Below are 20,705 nucleotides of genomic sequence, written 5' to 3' on the forward strand. Positions count from 1 at the left end.
TAAGTCCTACAGACCACTCTGAATCAGTCCTACGCAAAAGCCCGAAACATTATGTCGCTAGCCACTTTCACTACACCTGTGCAACATGGCGCGCGTGCAATCCACAAATGGGAATTCCCTTTATGAAACGTTTTCTTAGCATCGCCATGGCGTTGTGCATCGGCCTGACGATGAGCATCGACGCCAACGCCAAACGCTTCGGTGGCGGCAAAAGTTCAGGTGCGGCACCGACTCACCAGACCAGCCAAATGGCTCCCTCCGCCGGTGCCGGCGGTGCTGCGGCTACCGCAGGCGCAGCCGGTGCTGCCGGTGCTGCCGGTGCTGCTGCCAAGGCCGGCGGTGCTTCGCGCTGGCTGGGCCCTCTGGCCGGTATCGCCGCCGGCGGCCTGCTTGCTTCCATGTTCATGGGCGGCGGCTTCCAGGGCATGCAGATCTTCGACATCCTGATCCTTGCCGTCATCGCCTTCGTGATCTTCCGCTTTATCGCCGCCCGTCGCCGCAAACAGCAGGAGCACCTGGCTCCAGCCGGCGCGCCGATGCAGCGTGAAGTGTTCGAGCAGAAACCAGCCATGGGTTCGATCTTCGGCGGTTCGGCGGCACCTGCTGCCGCCCGTCCGGTGATCAACGCGCCGGCCTGGTTCAACGAAGAGCGTTTCATCGAAGCGGCCCGCAGCCACTTCCAGTCGCTGCAGCAGCACTGGGACGCCAATGAAATGGACAAGATCGCCGAGTTCGTGACCCCGCAACTGCTGGAGTTCCTCAAGCGCGAACGCGCCGACCTGGGCGATGCTTTCCAGTCGACCTATATCGATGACCTGCGCGTGCAGCTCGATGGTGTGGATGATCGCGCCGACAAGACCATCGCCACCCTGACGTTCAGCGGTGTGTCGAAGACCTCGCGCTTTGACCAGGGCGAAGTGTTCAGCGAAAGCTGGAACATGGAACGTCCACAAGGCGACAACCAGCCTTGGCTGGTCGCCGGTATCCGCCAGAACGGCTGATCCCTGCGCGCTTGAGCAAGCAGTTACAAAAAACCCCGGACCTGTCCGGGGTTTTCTATTTCACGGTTGCACTTATAGCGAGCTACTGTATAAAACGCCCCTGTGAACCGCGCCATCTAGCAAGAGGATCCCGGCCGTGGAAGAAATCATCGAACAATTGCGTGAAGCCAACGAACCGGTCCCGGTTCCGCTGGAACTGCCTGACGAAGACCAACTGGTGGAAATCGAGGAACAACTGTTCATCGACATCCCGTTTGTCTTTCGTGAATTCCTGCTGACCGTCAGCGACGTGGTGTACGGCAGCCTGGAGCCGGTGACCGTCACCGACCCGCAATCCCACACCTACCTGCCCGACGTGGCCGCCAACGCTTGGGATGCCGGTGTTGATCGCAGCATGATCCCGATCTGCCAGGACGGCGACGACTACTACTGCGTCGAAGAAGACGGCACCGTGGTGCTGTGGTCCGGCGAAGAAGAACTCGTTACCGAAGAAACCTGGGAATCGGTGTGGCACTGGGCGCGGGACGTCTGGCTCGAAAGCTGATCGCGCAGGTTGTAGTGAGCGAGCTTGCTCGCGCTGGGCTGGGCTGCAACGCAGCCCCCCACTGCCCGTCAGTGCTCCGGCGTATCCTTGTGGTTATCCAGTGTCTCCAGCAAGGCGACCTGCATCCGCGTATGCACGCGGATGAACCACCGCCAGAGCACGGCCGCCACCGCCGCCGCGACCACCGCGACCAGCACCAGCAACTTGTTGGTCGGCAGAATGCTGGCCGACAAGGCTGCCAATAGCACAAAGATCAACAGCAGCGAAAGAATCGGGATCAGTTCGGAAATCACCCGACGCACACGCTGGGTATGCCGCCCGGCCATTTCCGGTTTAACGCTCATCTCCGCCAGCAGCATCGACAGCGCCTTGAGCTTGCGATACGCCGCGATCAAAAACGGCAGCGAAACCAACAACGCCCCACCCCAGATCAACGCCTTCTGCCAGCTGGGGTCGCTGATCCAGCTTTCCAGATATCCACCAATGCGTGCTGCGAAATAACTACCGGCAAAGAAGATCGCCACTACCAGCGCCAGGTTCACCCCCACTTGCAGGATGATTTTGCGGATCATCGACGCCAGCATCGCGCCTTCGCCCTGGGGCTGAATGCTGCGCAGCCACTCGCCATACAGGCCGAACACCCGGCTCATGCGCTTGGGCATTACCGCGGCGATCTTCAATGACAGCGGGTCCGCGCCACGAATCAGGTACGGCGTGAGCAGTGTGGTAATCGCCGAGACCGCCACAGCGACGGGATAGAGGAAATCACTGGTCACCTGCAACGTCATCCCCAGCGCCGCGATGATGAAGGAAAACTCACCAATCTGTGACAGCCCCATGCCCACGCGCAGTGAGGTACGGCCATCGTTGCCGGCGATAAAAGCGCCCAGGCCGCAGGACAGCATTTTGCCCAGCACCACGGCCACGGTGATCACTGCAATCGGCCAGGCGTATTGCAGCAGGATCTGGGGGTCGATCATCAAGCCAATCGCCACAAAGAAAATGGCGCTGAACATGTCGCGCACCGGCTCGATCAAGCGTTCGATCTTAATCAACTGCTTGGATTCGGCCATGATCGCACCGATCAGGAACGCGCCCAGCACCATGCTGTATTCCAGCTTGACCACCAGCAGACAGAACCCGAAACACAGGCCCAGCACGGTGATCAGCAGCATTTCGTTACTTTCAAACTTGGCCACGTAGGCCAGTAGACGCGGCACCAGCAAAATGCCGATGACCAACGCGACGATCATGAACAGCGAAAGCTTGCCGACCGTGGAAAACACCTCGCCGGAACTGACCGTGCCGCTGACCGCAATGCTCGACAGCAAGGCGATAATGCCGATACCGAGGATGTCCTCCACGATCAGCACGCCAAAAATCAGCTGGGCGAAGCGCTGGTCTTTCATCTTCAGGTCATTGAGCGCCTTGACGATGATCGTGGTGGAGGAAATCGCCAGGATCGCGCCGAGGAACAGCGAGTCCATGGTGTTCCAGTCAAACCACTGGCCGATCTCATAACCGATCCAGATCATCAGGATGATTTCCAGGAAGGCCGCGATAAACGCAGTGGCGCCTACCTTGAATAACTTGCGCAGGCTGAACTCCAGGCCCAGGCAGAACATCAGGAAAATCACCCCCAGCTCAGCGAGGGTCTTGATGGTGTCTTCGTCGTGGATCAGACCGAACGGCGGGGTGTGCGGGCCGATGATAAAGCCGGCGACGATGTAGCCCAGCACGACCGGCTGCTTCAGCCGGTGGAACAGCACGGTGACCACCCCAGCCACCAGCATGATCACGGCCAAGTCCTGGATAAAGCTGATGGCGTGCATGGCGAGGGGCTCCTTGAGGGTACCGGCGCTTTTCCCACTTCCGCTCGCGCTGCTGAAATTTCGCTAAGTTCGGAAGGAAAAGTCTGCCTTGATCGTAAGAAATGCCCTGAGATGGGCTTTTGAAGGTTAACACCGCGACTTCCGACAGAAAGCCGGTGCAATATATGGAAACAGATCGGTAGAAGCGTGACGGCAAGCTGCCCAGCGGCGTCCCGTTAGGGATGGCGCTGCAAAGATTCCAGCACCCACAGAGGTGCCTCCCCCAACCAATGCCTAGAACCCGTGAGTGTGCTATGGAACCCGGAAACGCCCAGCTGTCGATGACGGTATTGATGACCCCAGATATGGCCAACTTCTCCGGCAATGTCCATGGCGGCACGCTGCTCAAGTACCTCGACGAAGTGGCCTACGCCTGCGCGAGCCGTTATGCCGGCCGCTATGTCGTCACGTTGTCGGTGGACCAGGTGATTTTCCGCGAGCCGATCCATGTCGGCGAACTGGTGACGTTCCTCGCATCGGTCAACTACACCGGCAACACCTCGATGGAGGTGGGCATCAAGGTGGTGACCGAGAACATCCGCGAGCGCTCGGTGCGCCATACCAACAGCTGCTTTTTCACCATGGTGGCGGTGGACGACCAGCGCAAACCGGCGCCCGTTCCGCCGCTGCAACCGCACAACAGCGAAGACAAGCGCCGCTTCGTGCAGGCCCAGCAGCGCCGGCAGATCCGCCAGGAGCTGGAGAAGCGCTACCAGGAAATCAAGGGCTAAAACGCTGACAATCCCTGTGTGTAAACCCGATCAACTGTGGGAGCTGGCTTGCCTGCGATGCAAGCACCTCGGTATGTCAGTTACACCGTAGTGATGCTATCGCAGGCAAGCCAGCTCCCACACAAGCTGCTCCCACATTTTTGGTCTGTGTCGTTACAGACCGATCGGCGTGGCCTCGAACCGTACGCGAGGATGGGCGATGCGGTCCTGGGCGCGCACCAGCTCCAGCTCGTAACTGGCGCAGGCCTGGGTTTCCAGCAGTACTTCATGCACCGCTGCGGCGGCGAACTCAAAGGCGGCCAGCAGGCTATCGCCCAACAGCACGCGTGCCAGGAACAGGCCCGACGTCAAATCGCCCACGCCCACCGGCTGACGCGGGAACGCCAACAGCGGCCGGCGCAGGTGCCAGCTGCCTTCGGCTGTCACCAGCAGCATCTCGAAACCGTCCGGCAGCTTGCCGGGGTAGTCCAGATGTTTAACCAGTACGGCCTTTGGGCCGCGCGCCAGCAAAGCCTTGGCCATGGCCAGGCAGTCGAATAGCGATTGCGGCTTGCGCCCGGCAAAACTGTCCAGTTCCAATTGGTTAGGGCACAGGAAATCGGCCATGGCCACGGCTTCATCCAGCAGGAAATCGCTGACTTCCTGGGGCACGATGCAGCCTTTTTCCGGATGGCCCATCACCGGGTCGCACACGTACAGGGCCTTGGGGTTGATCGCCTTGATGCGCGCTACGCCGGTCAGGATCGCCCGGCCCTGGGCCGCACTGCCCAGGTAGCCGGACAGCACGGCGTCGCAGTTGCCCAGCTCGCCGATTGCCGCAATGCCTTCCACCAGCGCCGGAATCTGCTGCGGCGCCAACACTTCGCCTGCCCATTGGCCATACTGAGTGTGGTTGGAGAACTGCACCGTGTTCAACGGCCAGACGTTCACCCCGACCCGCTGCATGGGGAACACGGCGGCGCTGTTTCCGGCGTGGCCAAAAACCACATGAGATTGGATCGCAAGCAGATGAGGTGTGCGTTTCATGCGGGAGATTTCCGTAAAGCCGTTGAAATTCTGGCCGCGCAGTATGCGACTAAACGCAGCCTGTACGACAGACCGGCGACACAGTTAAGCTGCTCTCACTTTGTTGGAGTCTTTTCGCATGCTGACCCTGGGAAACATGTTCGTGTTGATGCTGCTGGCGACCGGCGCCGCCTGGGTGTGGCACAACCACGGCCTGCGCGAGCGGGCGCTGGAGCGGGTCAAGCAGCACTGCGCCAAGCTCGACATCGAACTGCTGGACGGCGCAGTGGCGCTCAAGCGCATCGGCTTTGTGAAGGACGCCAATGGTCGGCGGCGGCTGGCGCGCATCTACAACTTCGAGTTCACCGTGACCGGCGAAGCCCGCCATCCGGGGACCATCACCCAGTTCGGCGCCCACAGTGCGCAAATCGAACTGGCGCCCTACCCTTTCGAGATCAAGACGCCGCTGCCCAGCGCCGAAGTGATCGAGCTGAGCCAGTGGCGCCAGGACCACGGCACCAAGAACCGTCAGTAACGGCAGGCGGCCAGTGCGGTCTGCAAGGCGTCCACGTCCTGTGGGTTGCTGAAGATCAATTCGATACGTGAATCGCGGCGCCATTCGCTGGGCTGCCAGATGGGCACGTCGTTATCCACAGCGTTGGCGCTGATCCAGCCTTCGGGGTTGTGGATAACCAGCTTGGCGCGGCGCCAGTCAAGGCTTGCGAGCCACTGATGCAGACGCCGTGCGTCGAATTGCTGGCTCGGGTGCCAGCGCCAGCCGATACTCCAGCCGCCTTCCTGAGCCTGGCTCAGGCAAATAGGCAGAGACGAATTGCTCCAGATCGCCGGCATTGGCGCGAGTCCTTCGGGCACGGCGAAGTTATCCACAGCGGTGCGAGCCTGAGCGTTCAGGCCAGGCAATTGCTCAAGCGGCAACTGCGCCTGGCGCGTCCAGTAAAGCGGACAATCGGGTAATTGCCGTTCGACGGCCTGGCGCTGTGCGGCGTCCAGCGCTTCATCCTTGTTCAATACCAACAGACCTGCACTTGCCAGCGCTTGCTGTTGGGCTTGCGGTAAAGGTTTGCCTGCTGCCAGGGCTTGCGCATCCAGCACCATCACGCAAGGTTGCACGGCCAGCACTGTCTGCCACGGCGCTTCTCGCAATTGCCTGAGCAACTGCGCCGGATGACCCAGGCCCGACGGTTCGATAAACAGCCGGTCGGGCTTGGCCTTACGCAACAACCGTCCAAGTCCCACCTGGAACGGTGCGCCATTCACACAGCACAAGCAGCCTCCAGCGACTTCGCCCAAGGCAATGCCGTCGTCATCTTGGGTGAGCAAGGCGGCGTCCAGGCCGATCTGTCCGAACTCGTTGATCAGCACGGCCCAGCGCTCGTGCGCAGGACGTTGGGCGAGCAGGTGCTTGATGAGGCTGGTCTTGCCGGCGCCCAAGGGGCCGGCGATCACGTGGGTGGGAATGTTCTGCAGCATGGGGGCGTCATTCAGGCCGTGTAGAGCCTTTGATCCTACGCGGTTATGCGAGCCAATCCAGTGTCAGGATCAAGCGGCGCTCATCAGCCTTGAGGGCTGGCGAACGGTGAATCAAACCGTGGCCTTCGTTACCGTGCCATTTGGTGCCTTTGAGCAGGGCGACTTCGCCGCACTGGATCTGCTCGATACGGTCGGTGGGCTCGGCGTCCGGCTGACCGAGCGTGCGACGGTCCATGACGCCTTCACGCAACCATTGGCTGCCGATTCCGGCATAGGTGGTGATCAGCCGCACCGGCACATGGTCAACGTGAAAACGCGGGCACATGGCCTTATCCAGCAACCGCAGGCGCACGCCGATACGCTTGGCACCCAACAGACAGGCGAACGCGCTGACCAGCCACGACACATCAGCGACAAAACCATCATAGCCTTCAAGATCGCGGCAATTGCACGCCAACCCCTGCAAGTTGGGTACGGCGTCCTCACTATTGAGTTCTATGACCATGGAATCGGCCAACGGCTCATTGAGCGCCACCAGCAAGGCGCCAAACTCAGCGATATGCAGTGGTAATTGGCGCTGCCACACCGCCAGGTTGACGCCGTCTTCAAGGATGTCGGACAGCGCCAGCGGGGTTTCCCCACGCGTCTGGCGAATCACGGGGCGCAGGGCAATCACCGGGGCCAACATCAGGCTGCCTCTTCAAACCAAGGGCCAAAGGGATCGGCCAGCAGCCGCCAGCCTTCGACGCCCTGAGCCATTTCTTCATCGTTGAGCAAGCAGGCATCCAGCTCGGCGCGCATTTGCGCAAAGTCGATATTCTGCCCGATAAACACCAGTTCCTGGCGGCAGTCGCCGGTGCTCAGTTGCCAATTGCCCATGATCGCCGCGACGCTTTCCTCGTCCTGGGGCCACTGGCTTTTCGGTACAAAGCGCCACCAGCGCCCGGCAAACCCATGGCGCATCAAGCCTCCGGCCTGGGACCAACTGCCGGCGTCCTGGTGCTTGCTGGCCAGCCAGAAAAAGCCCTTGGAGCGCAGCAGTTTGCCGTTGACCCAAGGCCGGTCAATGAAATCGAAAAAACGCTGGGGGTGAAAGGGACGGCGAGCGCGGTAAGCGGTGGAAGCAATGCCGTATTCCTCGGTTTCCGGCACATGCTCACCGCGCAATTCCTGCAACCAGCCCGGGGCCTGAGCGGCGCGTTCGAAGTCGAAACGCCCGGTGTTGAGGATCTTGTCCAGCGGCACTTCGCCCATGACCATCGGGATAATTTCCGCCTGGGCATTCAGCCGCTCAAGGATCGCGGTCAGCTCTTCGCGTTCGCGGCTGCTGATCAGGTCAATCTTGCTGATGAGGATCACATCCGCGAATTCGATCTGCTCGATCAACAGGTCGGTGATAGAGCGCTCGTCTTCTTCGCCGAGGGTTTCGCCGCGTGAGGCCAGGCTTTCTGCAGCCTGGTAGTCGAGCAAAAAGTTCATGCCGTCGACCACGGTGACCATGGTGTCCAGGCGTGCGATATCGGCCAGGCTTTGTTCGTTTTCATCACGAAAGGTGAACGTTTCAGCCACCGGCAAGGGTTCGGAAATGCCGGTGGACTCGATCAGCAGGTAATCGAAGCGGCCTTCCTTGGCGAGCTTTGCGACTTCTTCCAGCAAGTCCTCGCGCAAGGTGCAGCAGATGCAGCCGTTGCTCATCTCCACCAGCTTTTCTTCGGCACGGTTGAGAGTGACATCGCGCTGGACTTCGCTGCCGTCGATGTTGATTTCGCTCATGTCGTTGACGATCACCGCGACTCGAAGGTTTTCGCGGTTGCGCAGGATGTAGTTGAGCAACGTGCTTTTACCGGCGCCGAGAAAGCCGGATAACACAGTAACGGGGAGACGGTTGGGCATCAGGTCATTCTCATCAGGTCGCCGGTCGGGCCAGGCTGTGTGTTTATGTTATAGTATAACGACACAAATTAGCCAACCCTCTTGTTCGTCACGACAAAGGGCGCAATGCTTGCGAACCCTCCCGGCGTCGAGTAACCCCATGAAATACCTGGTGTGCGCCCTACTCCTATTGGCAACCGCAGGCACTGCCTGCGCCCAGGCACCCAGCCTGCTGGCAAAGTGCACACGCAGCGCTAACCTGCTGGCCTGCGTTGATCCGTTGGGTAATGCCTACAGCGTGGCGACGGTGGGCAACACCACGTATTTGCGCGGGTACGAATTGATCGGCAACCGCTATTGGGCCCAAACCAACAGCCGCTACGGGCAGCTGACGTTCTTCACCGGGCTGGCGTCGGATGGTGAGGCGTGGGTCGGCTACACACGGCGCGTGGGCTGGACCACCCTCAACCGTTTTTCCAGTTCGGGTGGCGCCAGCGCCAAGTTCACCTGCAGCCGCGTGACCGGCTGTTAGACCTGGGCGTTCTTCTGTTCCTGCACCCACGCCAGGTAGCTGTTCATCGGTGGGTTCTTCTGGAAATACTTTTTCAGGCCTTCGAACAGGCCGTCGGCAACCGCCTGTTGATGACGCGCGGTCACCAGGCGTGCGCTGTCTCGTGCATTGGAGATAAACCCGGTTTCCACCAGGATTGATGGCACATCAGGTGACTTGAGCACCGCAAACCCGGCCTGTTCCACGCGCTTCTGATGCAGGCTGGTAATACCTTCGAGGCTGCCGAGGATCGAGCTGCCCAGTTGCAGGCTGGAGGCGATGGTGGCGTTCATCGACATGTCCAGAATGACGCCGGCCAGCATCGGGTCCTTGTCCTTCAAATTGAGCAGACTGGTGGCACCCAGCAAATCCGCGCCGTTTTCCCGTTGCGCCATAAACCGCGCGGTGGCGGACGTCGCGCCGCCTTCGGACAAGGCATACACCGAAGCGCCAGAAGCGGTGATGCGCGGTGCGGCATCCGCATGCACCGAGATGAACATATCGGCATTGTGTTTGTGGGCAATTTCTACCCGCTTGCGCAGGGGGACGAAGAAGTCATCGTTGCGCACCAACTTCACGTCAAAGCCCTTCTCGCGCTTCAAGCGTTTGGCCAACAGTTGGGCGATGGACAACACCACGTCTTTCTCGCGCTGGCCCTTGGAGCCAACGGCTCCGGGGTCCTTGCCGCCGTGGCCGGGGTCGACCACCACAATAATGTCGCGCTTGGGGCGCGCTTTATCCACCAAGGGCGCCGGTTGGGCCGCGATTTGACGAGGCGCCTGGGTGGCGCTGGTCAGGTCCAGCACCAGGCGATGGCCTTGGCCATCCTGAGGCGGCAGTAGAAAGCTGTTGAGCTGCATCGGCGCGGCCAGGTCCAGCACAATGCGTGTATCGCCTTTGCCAAAATGCCCCGAACGGATCGAAGTGATGCCGCTGTTCGTCAACGCCAACTGCGAGAAATCACCACTGAGCCCGGCACCACTCAAGTCGATGATCAGGCGCTCCGGCGCGCTCAGGGTAAAGGTCTTGTATTGCACCGGCCCGCTGAGGTCGAACACCAGTCGCAGCTTATCGTCCGAGCGCCACAGGCGAGCGTTGCGAATCTGCGTGGCTGACGCCGCGAAAGGCAAGGTGAACAGAGGGCTGGCCAAGAGCAGGTTAAGAAGCTGACGTCTGTGCATGACAAATACCGCAAGTGAAGGAGCTTCCCTACTCGACATGACTGAAAAAAGGCTGGACAGAATATTCATCGTCGATCGTATTGTTATACTATAACATGTCCAATTATTACCAACGATGGACCTGCCTATGAATGCGCTGACTCTGCCGGATATCGCCGCGCAGGCTTCACGCCAAGCCTTGCCACTGGATTGGGTTGGCATGTGCGGCATCGCCCTGCCGATCCTGATTGACGGCCAGCGCCTGGCTGCCACCGCCGATGCCGGCGTGAGCCTGGACGATGGCACCGCCCGTGGCATTCATATGTCACGCCTGTACCTGGCGCTGGAGATGCTCGACCAACAGCCGCTTACGCCTGCACTTCTGCGTAATGTACTGCAGCGTTTTCTCGACAGTCATGAAGGTTTATCTAATAACGCGTACCTGCGGATTCACACCGACCTGCTGCTCAAACGTGCGGCGCTGGTCAGCCCGCTGGCCGGCTGGAAAAGCTACCCGGTGAGTGTCGAGGCGCGGCTGGAAAACCAGATGTTCCACGTGGAACTAAAAATTGACGTTACCTACTCTTCAACCTGCCCCTGCTCCGCTGCCCTTGCCAGGCAATTGATTCAGCAGCAATTTATCGATGATTTCGCCAACACGCCGTTGCAGCATGAAGAGGTGTTGACTTGGCTCGGCAGCGCTGGCGGCATCGTCGCCACGCCCCACAGCCAGCGCAGCAGCGCGCGGCTGCATGTTCAACTTCAGGGCGAGCAACTGCCGCTTACAGAATTGATCGATAACGTCGAAGCCGCCCTTGGCACCGCCGTCCAAACCGCCGTCAAACGCGCGGACGAACAAGCCTTCGCTCTGGCCAACGGTCAGAACCTGATGTTCTGCGAAGACGCCGCCCGCCGCCTCCACCTCGCCTTGAAACGCTCGGATGCCATCAAAGCCTTCCACCTGAAAGTGATCCACGCCGAAAGCCTGCACGCGCACGATGCCGTGGCTGAAAGCCGCTGGACGAGAGACCCTGCATGATCACCTGCACCGCTTTGCGCTGGGGCGCCCCCGGCCAACCGCTGACACCGCCGATTGATCTCAAGCTGGAAAAAGGCAGCCTCACCGGCGTTATCGGCGCCAACGGCACGGGCAAAAGTAGCCTGCTCAAGGTCATCGCCGGCCTGCAAAAGCCCCTGGCCGGCAACGTCAGCGTCGATGTTCCACGGCGCGGCGGACTGTCGTTCCTGCCGCAGCAGCAACACTTGGACCGCCAGTTCCCCATCAGCCTGCAAGCGTTGGTTGCCGCCGGTTTTTGGGGCACTCAACTCAGCCCGCAGCAACGCGCCCAGCGACTTGATGCGGTCCTGGCAGACTGGTGCCTCGTCGGTCTGGAACAGCGCCCATTGATGGCGTTGTCCGGTGGCCAATTGCAACGCGCCCTGCTCGCCCGTATGAGTCTGGCCGAAACACCGGTGCTGCTGCTCGACGAGCCTCACGCCGCCCTCGACGAAGAAGGCCAGGCGCTGTGCTGGCAACACATTCACGCCTGGCACGCGCAAGGCCGCACAGTAGTCGTTGTCTGCCATGACCTCGCGTCCGTGCGCCACCACACGCAGCAGGTGGTGCAGATCAAAAGCACCGGCTGCGTATTCGGCCCGAGCAAAGCGCTGATCCGCCCGCAACCTCAAATGCAGGTAGCCTGATGCACGTCGCCGCCCAGCTGTGGATGCCCTTCCTCGACTTCGTCTTCATGCGCCGCGCGTTGATCGGCGGCCTGGTACTCGCCTGCAGTACCGCGCCGCTGGGAGTGTTTCTGATCCTGCGGCGCATGAGCCTGATCGGTGACGCCGTGGCCCACGGCATCCTGCCCGGCGCCGCCCTGGGGTTCTGGTTCGCCGGCCTGAGTTTGCCCGCGCTGACCATTGGCGGCCTGGGCGCGGGGCTGAGCATGGCCGGCCTGTCGGCCTGGATCACCCGTCGCACCGGACTGCGCGAAGACGCCAGCCTGGCGGCCATTTACCCCATCTCCCTCGCCGCTGGCGTGCTGATCCTCGGCATCGCCGGCAAACGCCTGGACCTGCTGCATCTGTTGTTCGGCTCCGCCCTGGCCGTGGACGAAACCACCCTCACCGGCATGCTCTGGGTATGCGGGTTCAGCCTGATCGTCATGGCCGCGATCTACAAACCGCTGCTACTGGACACACTCGACCCCCTGTTCCTGCGAACCGTCAGCCGACTCGGCCCCTTGGCCCATGGGCTGTTCCTGACGCTGGTGGTGCTGAACCTGGTGATCGGCTTCCAAGCGATCGGCGCCTTGATGGTGGTGGGGCTGATGATGCTGCCGGCCATCGCTTCACGTTTCTGGAGCCGGCGCCTGCCGGTGTTGATCGCGGTATCGGCGGTGCTGGGATGCCTGTCGGTATGGCTGGGTTTGTTGCTGTCGTTCTATTACTCGTTGCCCAGCGGCCCGGCCATCGTGCTGGTAGCTGGCGCCGGGTATCTGCTGTCCGTGGTCTTCGGTCCGGTGCATGGCTTGCTGCGCCGCCCGCCCTTGCTTACATCCCAATGAGGTGTTTCCCGATGCGCGCTCTATTCGTGCTGTTCAGTCTCGTCCTGTCGTTATCGACGGCTCAGGCCGCAGACAAGCTCCAGGTGGTCACCAGCTTCAGTATTCTCGATGACATCACTCATCAGATCGGCGGCGATCACATCCAGATCAGCAACATGGTCGGCCCCGATGCCGACGCCCATACCTACGAGCCAACGCCGGACGACGCCAAAGCGCTGCTCAAGGCCAACGTGATCATCAAGAATGGCCTGGGTTTCGAGCCCTGGCTGGATCGCCTGGTGGCCAGCACCGAAACCAAAGCCACCGTGATCACCGCCAGCAAAGGCGTGATCTCCCACACCATGGATGAAGACGGCGAGACCATTGCCGACCCGCACGCCTGGCACAACCTGGCCAACGCGCAAATCTACGTGAACAACATCACCAAGGCGTTGATCGCGGCCGACCCGGCCAATACCGCCGACTACCAGCGCAACAGCCAGACCTACCTGAAACAGATCTACCGCCTGCTCGCCGAAGCCAAGGCCAAGTTCGCTGCATTGCCACCCGGCAATCGCCGCATCGTCACCTCCCATGACGCCTTTGGTTACCTGGGCCAGGCCTATGGCATCGAGTTTCTGGCGCCCCAAGGCCTGTCCACCGAACGTGAGCCGTCCGCCGCCGAAGTGGCCGAGCTGATCACGCAGATCCGCAAAGACAAAGTCAAAGCCGTGTTCATGGAAAACATCAAGGACTCGCGCCTGCTCAAGCAGATCGCTGACGAAAGCGGCGCGCAGATCGGCGGCACGCTCTACTCGGACGCCCTCGCCGCAGAAGGCCCGGCCAGCACTTTTATCGGGTTGTTCGAATACAACATCAATACCTTGTGCGCCGCGTTGGCCAAGCCATGATCCGCAAGAACCCCTCCGGCGATCTGCCGGTCATTGCCGAATCGGCCTACGTCGACAAGACCGCAATCATCTGCGGCAAGGTGATCATCGGCGAGAATGTTTTCGTCGGCCCGTACGCGGTGATCCGCGCCGACGAAGTCGATGCCAGCGGCGCCATGGACCCGATTACCATCGGTGCCAACTCCAACATCCAGGACGGCGTGGTCATTCACTCCAAATCCGGCGCAGCGGTGACGATCGGAGAGTTCACCTCCATCGCCCACCGTTCCATTGTCCATGGGCCGTGCAGCGTCGGCGACCGCGTGTTTATCGGCTTCAACAGCGTGCTGTTCAACTGCGTGGTGGGCGACGGCTGCGTAGTGCGCCATAACTCGGTGGTCGACGGGCGCGATTTACCCACCGCGTTCTATGTGCCCTCCACCACCCGCATCGGGCCCAACACCGACCTGTCGCAATTCCCACCCGTGAGCGTCAGCGCCTCGGAGTTTTCTGAAGACGTGGCACGCACCAACGTCGATCTGGTCCGCGGCTACAAAGCCCTGCAAAACGAGTTCTGAACCATGAGCCGCCTGCTGATCCGCAACGCCCGCCTGGTGAATGAAGGCCAGGAATTCGACGCCGATGTACTGATCGCCAACGGTCGCATCGAGAAGATCGCCGGCAGCATCGAAGGCTGCACTGCGCCCGTCGCTATCGACGCCCAGGGCCAATGGCTGCTGCCGGGCATGATCGACGACCAAGTGCACTTTCGCGACCCTGGCGCGCCGGACAAAGGCAGCTTCTACAGCGAATCGCGCGCGGCGGTGGCCGGTGGCATCACCAGTTTCATGGACATGCCCAACACCCAACCGGCCACCCTGACCCTGGAAGCCCTGGCCGGCAAAAAACGCCGCGCCGCCCTGCACTCGGTGGCCAACTATGGCTTTCACTTCGGCGTGAGCAACGACAACCTCGACACCGTCGCCGCGCTCGACCCGCGGGAGGTGGCCGGGGTCAAAGTGTTCATGGGCGCCTCGACCGGCAACATGCTGGTGGACGATCCACGCATCCTGGAACGCCTGTTCGCCCAGGTCCCCACCATTCTGTTGGCCCACTGCGAACACACGCCGAGCATCCAGGCCAACGAACTGCGCCTGCGCGAGCGCTTCGGTGAGCAGATTCCCGCCGTTGCGCACCCACTGATCCGCGATGCCGAAGCGTGCTATCGCTCGTCGTCCCTTGCGGTGGAATTGGCCAAGCGCCATGGCACACGCCTGCACGTGCTGCACCTGACCAGCGCGCGCGAATTGAGCCTGTTCGAGGACAAGCCGTTGGCGCAAAAACGCATCACCGCGGAAGTCTGCGTGCACCACTTGCTGTTTGATGACCGCGACTATCACCGCCTCGGCCATCAGATCAAATGCAACCCGGCGATCAAGACCCGCGCCGACCGCGACGCACTGCGCCTGGCCTTGCTGGGTAATCGTCTGGATGTGATTGGCACGGACCATGCGCCGCATACCTGGGCGCAAAAACAGAAGGGTTATCGTGAAGCGCCCTCGGGTTTGCCCCTGGTGCAACACGCCCTGCCAGCGTTGCTGGAACTAGTCGCCGACGGGCTGCTGCCATTGACCACCCTGGTGGCGAAAACCAGTCACCGGGTGGCCGACCTGTTCGCCATCCCGGATCGGGGTTATCTACGCGAAGGTTATTGGGCCGACCTGGTGTTGATCAAAGCAGAGCCCGCAGGCAAACCGGTCAGCAGCCAACCGATCCTCGCCCGCTGCGGCTGGACGCCTTTCGCTGAGCGCAGCTTTCGCCACAGCGTCAGCACCACGCTGGTCTCCGGCCACCTGGCTTGGCACAACGGCCAGGTGGTCGACAGTTGCCAGGGCTTGGCGCTGCATTTCTTGCGTTAAGCGCGCGGCTTGACCGTACCGCAGTTGTTGCCCAGCCATTGGGCATGGGTGTCCAGGCTGCCCTTCTGCTGGATGCCGGTGGCATTGAAGGTGCCGTTGACGGTGGTGGTGAATTCTTTTTGGCTCTGGAACGTAGCGACGCCGGTGCCCTGGGCTTTGGGGCAACTGAAGCGGAATTTCCACTGATTGCCGGTCTTGTCGGTCACTTCCTGCTTGCAGCCCGATTGCGGGTCAGTCAAGGGGATCGAATCCGAAGCGACCTGCGCCGGGGTGAGGCACACCTGCACGCCTTTACCGGCCATGGTGATGCCTTGCTTTTCGAGCATGGCGCGCTGTTCGGGGGTCATCTGTTGCTTGAGCTGACCGAGGATCAGCGACAGGTCCGGCAGGTCTTGGTTATCGACTTTCATATTGCTGCTGGTCAATTCCCACAAACCCGGCGCCAGCATCTGCGCCTGCGCCGCCACCGGCAGCGACAACCCAATAACCATGGCTAAAGACAGCAAGCGAGCATTCATCGGGTAACTCCTGGGGTAATTGTTGGCGTTAGACGCTGCAAAGGTGCCAGTGTTGCACGGCAAATAAAATAGCGACATTCCTCACCAGACATGGTCTGTTAAGCACTGGATTGCCTGGAGTACCGTCGTCCATGGATTTCTTTGGCCCGCACCTGCTCGCCTACTTCATCGCCACGCTGCACTTTCTGGGGACCCTCGCCGCGATTCATGCGGTGCTGACCGTCAGGACCGCCCAAGGCTCGATCGCGTGGGCCTTGTCACTGATGTTCATGCCTTACCTCACGCTGATCCCCTACCTGATTTTCGGCCGCAGCACGTTCGACGCTTATATCCAGGCGCGTCGCCAGGCCAACCAGGAGATGCACAAAGCGATCACCGCATTGAACTGGCGCCCGTGGGTCGAGGAAGCGCTCGCCGCGCGAAACTCCAACGCCTACGCCTCCCTGCGCGCCATGCCCAAACTGGGACGCATGCCGTGCCTGGCGAACAATGAAGTGCGCCTGTTGATCAATGGCGAAGCGACCTTCAGCGCAATCTTCGACGCCATTCGCAGCGCCAGAACCGCCGTACTCTTCCAGTTTTTTATCATTCATGACGATGAACTCGGCCGGCAACTGCACGCCCTGTTGAAGGAAAAAGCCGCCCAAGGCGTCGCCATCTACGTGCTGTACGACCGCATTGGCAGCCACGCCCTGCCCCATCGCTACGTGCAGTCGTTGCGTGAAGCCGGCGTGCATATCAAGGCATTTGCCACCCGCAGTGGCTGGCTCAATCGCTTCCAGGTCAACTTCCGCAACCACCGCAAGATCGTGGTGGTGGACGGCATCACCGGGTTTGTCGGCGGGCATAATGTCGGCGATGAATACCTGGGCAAAAAGCCGCCACTGGCGCCATGGCGCGATACCCACGTGCGGGTCGCAGGCCCTGTGGTGGCGTGCTTGCAGGAGTCGTTTGCCGAAGACTGGTTCTGGGCCGCGCGCGAGTTGCCGCCGCTGATCCTGCCGGACGCTTACCCCGAGGACGGCGTGCTCTGCCAGTTGCTCGCCAGCGGCCCTGCCGACCCGTATGAAACGTGCTCGCTGTTTTTCGTCGAAGCCATCCATGCGGCGACCGAACGCGTATGGATCACCAGCCCGTATTTCATCCCCGACGAAGCCGTATTCGCCGCCCTGCGCCTGGCAGTCTTGCGCGGTGTCGACGTGCGCCTGCTGCTGCCGTCACGCCCGGATCACCGCATCGTCTATGCCGCCTCCAGCCTTTACGCCATCGAAGCGGTGCGGGCTGGCGTGCGGGTGTTCCGCTATACGCCGGGCTTTTTGCATCAGAAAGTGGTGCTGGTAGACAGCGAAATCAGCGCCATCGGCAGTGCGAACATGGACAACCGTTCGTTCCGCCTGAATTTCGAAGTGATGTTGTTGACGGTCGACGCCGCCTTCGCCAAAGAAGTGGAGCAGATGCTGCTGGACGACTTCGCGCACGCCCATGAAGTCAGCCATAAAGAAAGCCGCGAAACCCGCCGCCTTCAACAACTGGGCATGCGGGTGGCGCGGCTTATTTCACCGATTCTGTGATAGACAATGGGTAACTGACTGTGGGAGCTGGCTTGCCTGCGATGGCGGTGTATCAGTCAACTCATCCGGTTCTGACACACCGCCATCGCAGGCAAGCCAGCTCCCACATTTATGTCTCCTGCGTTATGAGATCAGCGATAGATATCCTCCCGCGTCCACGGCAGTTCATGGCTGCCATCGGCATGGGGTTTCACCGCCAGAATCTGGTGCAGGTTGATCCAGCCACGCGCAAACGCATAGGCGCACCCGGCCAGGTACAGCCGCCAGATACGCAACGCTTGTTCAGGCACCATTTTCGCTGCCGCTTCCAGGTTGTCTTCCAGGCGCTCGCTCCAATGGTCCAGGGTGCGCGCGTAGTGCAGGCGCAGGCTTTCAACGTCGACCACTTCCAGCCCGACTTCGCTGATTTCGGCCGTCATCATCGCCAGGTGCGGCAGTTCGCCGTTGGGGAACACATAACGCTCGATGAACTCACCGGCGCCGCGGCCTACAGGGCGGCCATCGGTGTGCTTGGCGGTAATGCCATGGTTCATCACCAGGCCGCCTTCGCGTACCGCGCCGAACAGCGTCCGGCAGTACTGCGCCAGGTTGGCGTGGCCGACGTGCTCGAACATGCCCACGCTGACCACTTTGTCGAATCGGCCGTCTTGCGGCAGGTCGCGGTAGTCGAGCAACTGCAGGTCCACCTGGTCTTCCAGGCCTTCGGCTTTCACCCGTTCCCGGGCCAGTGCCAACTGTTCCTTGCTCAGGGTGATGCCGAACACCTTCACCCCGAATTCCCGCGCGGCAAAACGCGCCAACCCGCCCCAGCCACAGCCGACGTCGAGCAAATACTCGCCCGGCTGCAACCGCAACTTGCGGCACAGGTGGCGGAATTTGTCTTGTTGCGCCTGGTCGATGGATTCGCTGCCGGTTTCGAAATAACCGCAGGAGTACGCCATGTCCTGGTCCAGCCACAGCTGATAGAACTCGTTGGACAGGTCGTAGTGATAGGAAATGGCCGCTGCGTCGGTGGCCTTGTCGTGGAGCGAGCGTACCGGGCGGCTACCCTCGTCGTCTTCGACCAAGGCGTGGCTCAATTCATCACATACGCGGATGACTTCGGAGATAGAGCCTTCCAGCTCCAGCTTGCCCTCGACGAAGGCTTCGCCCAGTGAGTCGAGCGTTGGATGGGTCAGCCTGGTCACGACCGTGGGGTCCTTCACCACGATGGTCACACTGGGCTCGGGGCCCAAGTTGAATTCATGGCCGTCCCAGAGTCGAAGACGCAGCGGTAGCTGAAGATTCTGTAAGGCCGGTGGAAGTTGCGCGAGCATGAGTAGTCCCCCCCTTGTTTCAGACGTCTGAAATGAGGGTAGACCATCCGCAGACAAAGTAGGAGGCTATCGATTGATAGCGTCTTTCTATGCAGCGCGGCGCTCGAGCAGGCCTTCGTGGATCCACTGTTTCAGCCACGTGACCGCCTGCAATGGCGCACCCTCTGCGTAAGTGACTGCCAACTCGGCGCACAGTTCGGCGAAGTTCCAGCCGGTGGTCGCCATCCCCACCAGAGCGCTGGCTTCGGCGGGCTCCAGGCTGCGGTAATGGCACACACGCTGATGGCGCCATACCAGGCAAGTCTGCGCCGAGTCCAAGGCCTGGCTCCCAGGGAATTCGAACTCGTCCTTGCTGGCACGCCAGATCGCAACGCTGTTGAAATGGCAGGGCACCCGCTGTACCGACGGCGCCAGCCTCACCTGCAACATCGGCCAAGCTTGGGGAGACAACAACACCATGTCGTCGAGCGTGAGTGGTTCTCCCTGCTGCGCATCAAACGCCAGGGTAAACGCCCACTCCAACCGCGCCAGTTCCGCCAGCGGCGCACTTTGCGCCGCCACCAGGTGCTCCAGGATAAACGCGGGAAAACGCTCGCCCAGCCAGCGCAGGCTGTAATGGGCCGATGGGTAACGGCGCACGTAGGCCTCGGTCAGCGCAGCGAATTCATCATCGCCCAGCCAGTAAAGAACCGCGCTGAAGTCATGCCGCAAAACTTCCTGCAGCCGCGAGAGATAAGCATTGTGGTAGATCGCCAGGCCTGTGCCCACGTCCAGCGTCGGGCCGCCCAGCAGGGTGGCGGCGAAGCCACCGCTGGCGGTCGGCGTTTCGGCCAGCAGGTGTTGTTCAAAGGCCAACTGCCAATCGGTCAGGCGCATGACTGTCTCCTGGCCAGGGCCGTCGCGCCCAATTGGCGGGCCTTGTTCAACTCGGTGAGCAACGCCTCGAAAGGCGGGAAATGATCGTCGAGCTCCAGCAGCGTCGACACCGGCCCAAGATGCTCAAGCGTCTGTTGATAGAGCGCCCACACCGGATCACAGACAGGATGATCATGGGTATCGACCACGTAGTCGCCATAATCCATATGCCCTGCCAGATGCAGCTGGCGGATGCTGCCGGGCGGCAGGTTGCGGATAAAGGTCCACGCGTCGAAGCCATGGTTACGCGAGCTGACATACACGTTATTGACGTCCAGCAACAGCTCGCATCCCGACAGGTGAGCCAAGGCATTGAGGAATTCCCACTCGGTGAATTCGTCCGCCTTGGCGCGCACATAACTGGAGACGTTTTCCAGCACCAGCGGGCGTTGCAACACGTCCTGCACGTGTCGCACGCGGGCGGCCACGTGGTAGAGGCTTTCTTCGGTGTAAGGCAGCGGCAGCAGGTCATGCAACTGATGGGCACTGCCGCGGCTCCAGCACAGGTGATCGGAGATCCACGCGGGCTGGATACGCTCGGCGAGCTGCTTGATCTGCTTCAGGTAATCGGTATCGAGGGCGTGGGGGCCGCCGATGGACAGGGACACACCGTGCATCACAAGGGGGTAGCGCTCGGCGATCGCATCCAGGTAGTACAAGGCCTTGCCGCCCTGCACCAGATAATTCTCGGAGATCACCTCGAACCAATCCACGGGCGGTAATTGCTCAAGAATCTGTTCGTAGTATTCGTTGCGTAAACCCAGGCCGTAACCCAGGAAGGGAAGAGACGTGGCCATCAAGG

General features: G+C 61.1%; 22 protein-coding genes. 12 read left to right on the forward strand and 10 right to left on the reverse strand.

Features of this window, described 5'->3' with window-relative positions:
* The first annotated feature begins 122 nt into the window (after positions 1-122).
* Together KVG91_RS12965 and KVG91_RS12970 are read left to right on the forward strand one after the other, a co-directional pair.
* On the forward strand, positions 123-1,001 hold the full coding sequence (locus tag KVG91_RS12965) for a Tim44 domain-containing protein (protein ID WP_169375314.1): 879 nt from the start codon (positions 123-125) through the stop codon (positions 999-1,001).
* Between the two features lie 136 nt (positions 1,002-1,137).
* Positions 1,138-1,545: an SMI1/KNR4 family protein gene (locus tag KVG91_RS12970; protein WP_017739032.1), complete on the forward strand. Its 408-nt coding sequence runs from the start codon at positions 1,138-1,140 to the stop codon at positions 1,543-1,545.
* A gap of 68 nt (positions 1,546-1,613) precedes the next feature.
* Here the strand turns inward: KVG91_RS12970 and KVG91_RS12975 are convergent, their stop codons facing one another.
* Positions 1,614-3,377, reverse strand: coding sequence for a cation:proton antiporter (locus KVG91_RS12975; protein ID WP_169375313.1), 1,764 nt, complete (start codon positions 3,375-3,377; stop codon positions 1,614-1,616).
* 293 nt (positions 3,378-3,670) lie between these two features.
* Here KVG91_RS12975 and KVG91_RS12980 point away from each other — a divergent pair, with 293 nt between their 5' ends.
* Positions 3,671-4,147, forward strand: coding sequence for an acyl-CoA thioesterase (locus KVG91_RS12980; protein ID WP_010207626.1), 477 nt, complete (start codon positions 3,671-3,673; stop codon positions 4,145-4,147).
* A gap of 153 nt (positions 4,148-4,300) precedes the next feature.
* Here KVG91_RS12980 and pdxY read toward each other — a convergent pair whose 3' ends face one another.
* Positions 4,301-5,173: a pyridoxal kinase PdxY gene (gene pdxY / locus KVG91_RS12985; protein WP_169375312.1), complete on the reverse strand. Its 873-nt coding sequence runs from the start codon at positions 5,171-5,173 to the stop codon at positions 4,301-4,303.
* A gap of 118 nt (positions 5,174-5,291) precedes the next feature.
* Between pdxY and KVG91_RS12990 the strand changes: the two genes are divergently transcribed.
* Positions 5,292-5,687, forward strand: a complete 396-nt coding sequence (locus KVG91_RS12990) for a DUF3301 domain-containing protein (protein WP_169375311.1) — start codon at positions 5,292-5,294, stop codon at positions 5,685-5,687.
* Here the strand turns inward: KVG91_RS12990 and KVG91_RS12995 are convergent.
* The 3 genes from KVG91_RS12995 to zigA are packed head-to-tail and all read right to left on the reverse strand — an operon-like array spanning position 5,681 to position 8,536.
* On the reverse strand, positions 5,681-6,643 hold the full coding sequence (locus tag KVG91_RS12995; protein ID WP_169375310.1) for a CobW family GTP-binding protein: 963 nt from the start codon (positions 6,641-6,643) through the stop codon (positions 5,681-5,683). The two genes, KVG91_RS12990 and KVG91_RS12995, sit on opposite strands and share 7 nt — an antisense overlap.
* A 43-nt stretch (positions 6,644-6,686) precedes the next feature.
* Positions 6,687-7,331 carry a DUF1826 domain-containing protein gene (locus tag KVG91_RS13000; protein WP_169375309.1) on the reverse strand — a complete coding sequence of 215 codons (645 nt, stop codon included), beginning with the start codon at positions 7,329-7,331 and terminating at the stop codon, positions 6,687-6,689.
* Entirely contained in the window at positions 7,331-8,536 is a 1,206-nt protein-coding gene (gene zigA, locus KVG91_RS13005; RefSeq protein WP_169375308.1) for a zinc metallochaperone GTPase ZigA, read from the reverse strand. Before zigA ends, KVG91_RS13000 begins: the two co-directional genes overlap by 1 nt.
* 139 nt (positions 8,537-8,675) lie before the next feature.
* On the opposite strand from zigA, the gene KVG91_RS13010 reads away from it, so the two are divergent.
* Positions 8,676-9,047: a glutamine synthetase gene (locus KVG91_RS13010; protein WP_169375307.1), complete on the forward strand. Its 372-nt coding sequence runs from the start codon at positions 8,676-8,678 to the stop codon at positions 9,045-9,047.
* Here KVG91_RS13010 and KVG91_RS13015 read toward each other — a convergent pair.
* A complete protein-coding gene (locus KVG91_RS13015; RefSeq protein WP_169375306.1) occupies positions 9,044-10,246 on the reverse strand; it encodes an N-acetylmuramoyl-L-alanine amidase in 1,203 nt (400 codons plus the stop codon). The two genes, KVG91_RS13010 and KVG91_RS13015, sit on opposite strands and share 4 nt — an antisense overlap.
* Positions 10,247-10,373: 127 nt before the next feature.
* Between KVG91_RS13015 and folE2 the strand changes: the two genes are divergently transcribed.
* From folE2 to KVG91_RS13045, 6 genes are read left to right on the forward strand one after another with little or no spacing between them, the layout of a single operon-like run.
* On the forward strand, positions 10,374-11,264 hold the full coding sequence (gene folE2, locus KVG91_RS13020) for a GTP cyclohydrolase FolE2 (RefSeq protein ID WP_169375305.1): 891 nt from the start codon (positions 10,374-10,376) through the stop codon (positions 11,262-11,264).
* Positions 11,261-11,929, forward strand: coding sequence for a metal ABC transporter ATP-binding protein (locus KVG91_RS13025; protein WP_169375304.1), 669 nt, complete (start codon positions 11,261-11,263; stop codon positions 11,927-11,929). Before folE2 ends, KVG91_RS13025 begins: the two co-directional genes overlap by 4 nt.
* A complete protein-coding gene (locus tag KVG91_RS13030) occupies positions 11,929-12,795 on the forward strand; it encodes a metal ABC transporter permease (RefSeq protein WP_169375303.1) in 867 nt (288 codons plus the stop codon). Before KVG91_RS13025 ends, KVG91_RS13030 begins: the two co-directional genes overlap by 1 nt.
* A gap of 11 nt (positions 12,796-12,806) precedes the next feature.
* Positions 12,807-13,685 carry a metal ABC transporter substrate-binding protein gene (locus KVG91_RS13035; RefSeq protein ID WP_169375302.1) on the forward strand — a complete coding sequence of 293 codons (879 nt, stop codon included), beginning with the start codon at positions 12,807-12,809 and terminating at the stop codon, positions 13,683-13,685.
* Positions 13,682-14,242, forward strand: a complete 561-nt coding sequence (locus KVG91_RS13040) for a gamma carbonic anhydrase family protein (protein ID WP_169375301.1) — start codon at positions 13,682-13,684, stop codon at positions 14,240-14,242. The genes KVG91_RS13035 and KVG91_RS13040 overlap by 4 nt, the downstream gene beginning before the upstream one ends.
* Positions 14,243-14,245: 3 nt before the next feature.
* On the forward strand, positions 14,246-15,583 hold the full coding sequence (locus KVG91_RS13045) for a dihydroorotase (protein ID WP_169375300.1): 1,338 nt from the start codon (positions 14,246-14,248) through the stop codon (positions 15,581-15,583).
* Here KVG91_RS13045 and KVG91_RS13050 read toward each other — a convergent pair.
* Positions 15,580-16,101, reverse strand: coding sequence for a DUF3617 domain-containing protein (locus KVG91_RS13050; RefSeq protein WP_169375299.1), 522 nt, complete (start codon positions 16,099-16,101; stop codon positions 15,580-15,582). The genes KVG91_RS13045 and KVG91_RS13050 overlap by 4 nt on opposite strands.
* 131 nt (positions 16,102-16,232) lie before the next feature.
* Between KVG91_RS13050 and cls the strand changes: the two genes are divergently transcribed.
* Positions 16,233-17,672, forward strand: a complete 1,440-nt coding sequence (cls, locus tag KVG91_RS13055; RefSeq protein ID WP_169375298.1) for a cardiolipin synthase — start codon at positions 16,233-16,235, stop codon at positions 17,670-17,672.
* A gap of 131 nt (positions 17,673-17,803) precedes the next feature.
* Here cls and cfaB read toward each other — a convergent pair whose 3' ends face one another.
* The 3 genes from cfaB to bufB form a co-directional block, all read right to left on the reverse strand.
* The gene (cfaB, locus tag KVG91_RS13060; RefSeq protein WP_169375297.1) at positions 17,804-18,988 is read right to left on the reverse strand and encodes a C17 cyclopropane fatty acid synthase CfaB; all 1,185 of its coding nucleotides are present in this window, start codon (positions 18,986-18,988) and stop codon (positions 17,804-17,806) included.
* An 87-nt stretch (positions 18,989-19,075) separates the two neighbouring features.
* Positions 19,076-19,864, reverse strand: coding sequence for an HvfC/BufC N-terminal domain-containing protein (locus tag KVG91_RS13065; RefSeq protein WP_169375296.1), 789 nt, complete (start codon positions 19,862-19,864; stop codon positions 19,076-19,078).
* Entirely contained in the window at positions 19,855-20,700 is an 846-nt protein-coding gene (bufB, locus tag KVG91_RS13070; protein WP_169375295.1) for an MNIO family bufferin maturase, read from the reverse strand. Before bufB ends, KVG91_RS13065 begins: the two co-directional genes overlap by 10 nt.
* Positions 20,701-20,705 lie beyond the last annotated feature (5 nt).

This window comes from Pseudomonas azadiae, from assembly GCF_019145355.1.
Taxonomy (GTDB): domain Bacteria; phylum Pseudomonadota; class Gammaproteobacteria; order Pseudomonadales; family Pseudomonadaceae; genus Aquipseudomonas; species Aquipseudomonas azadiae.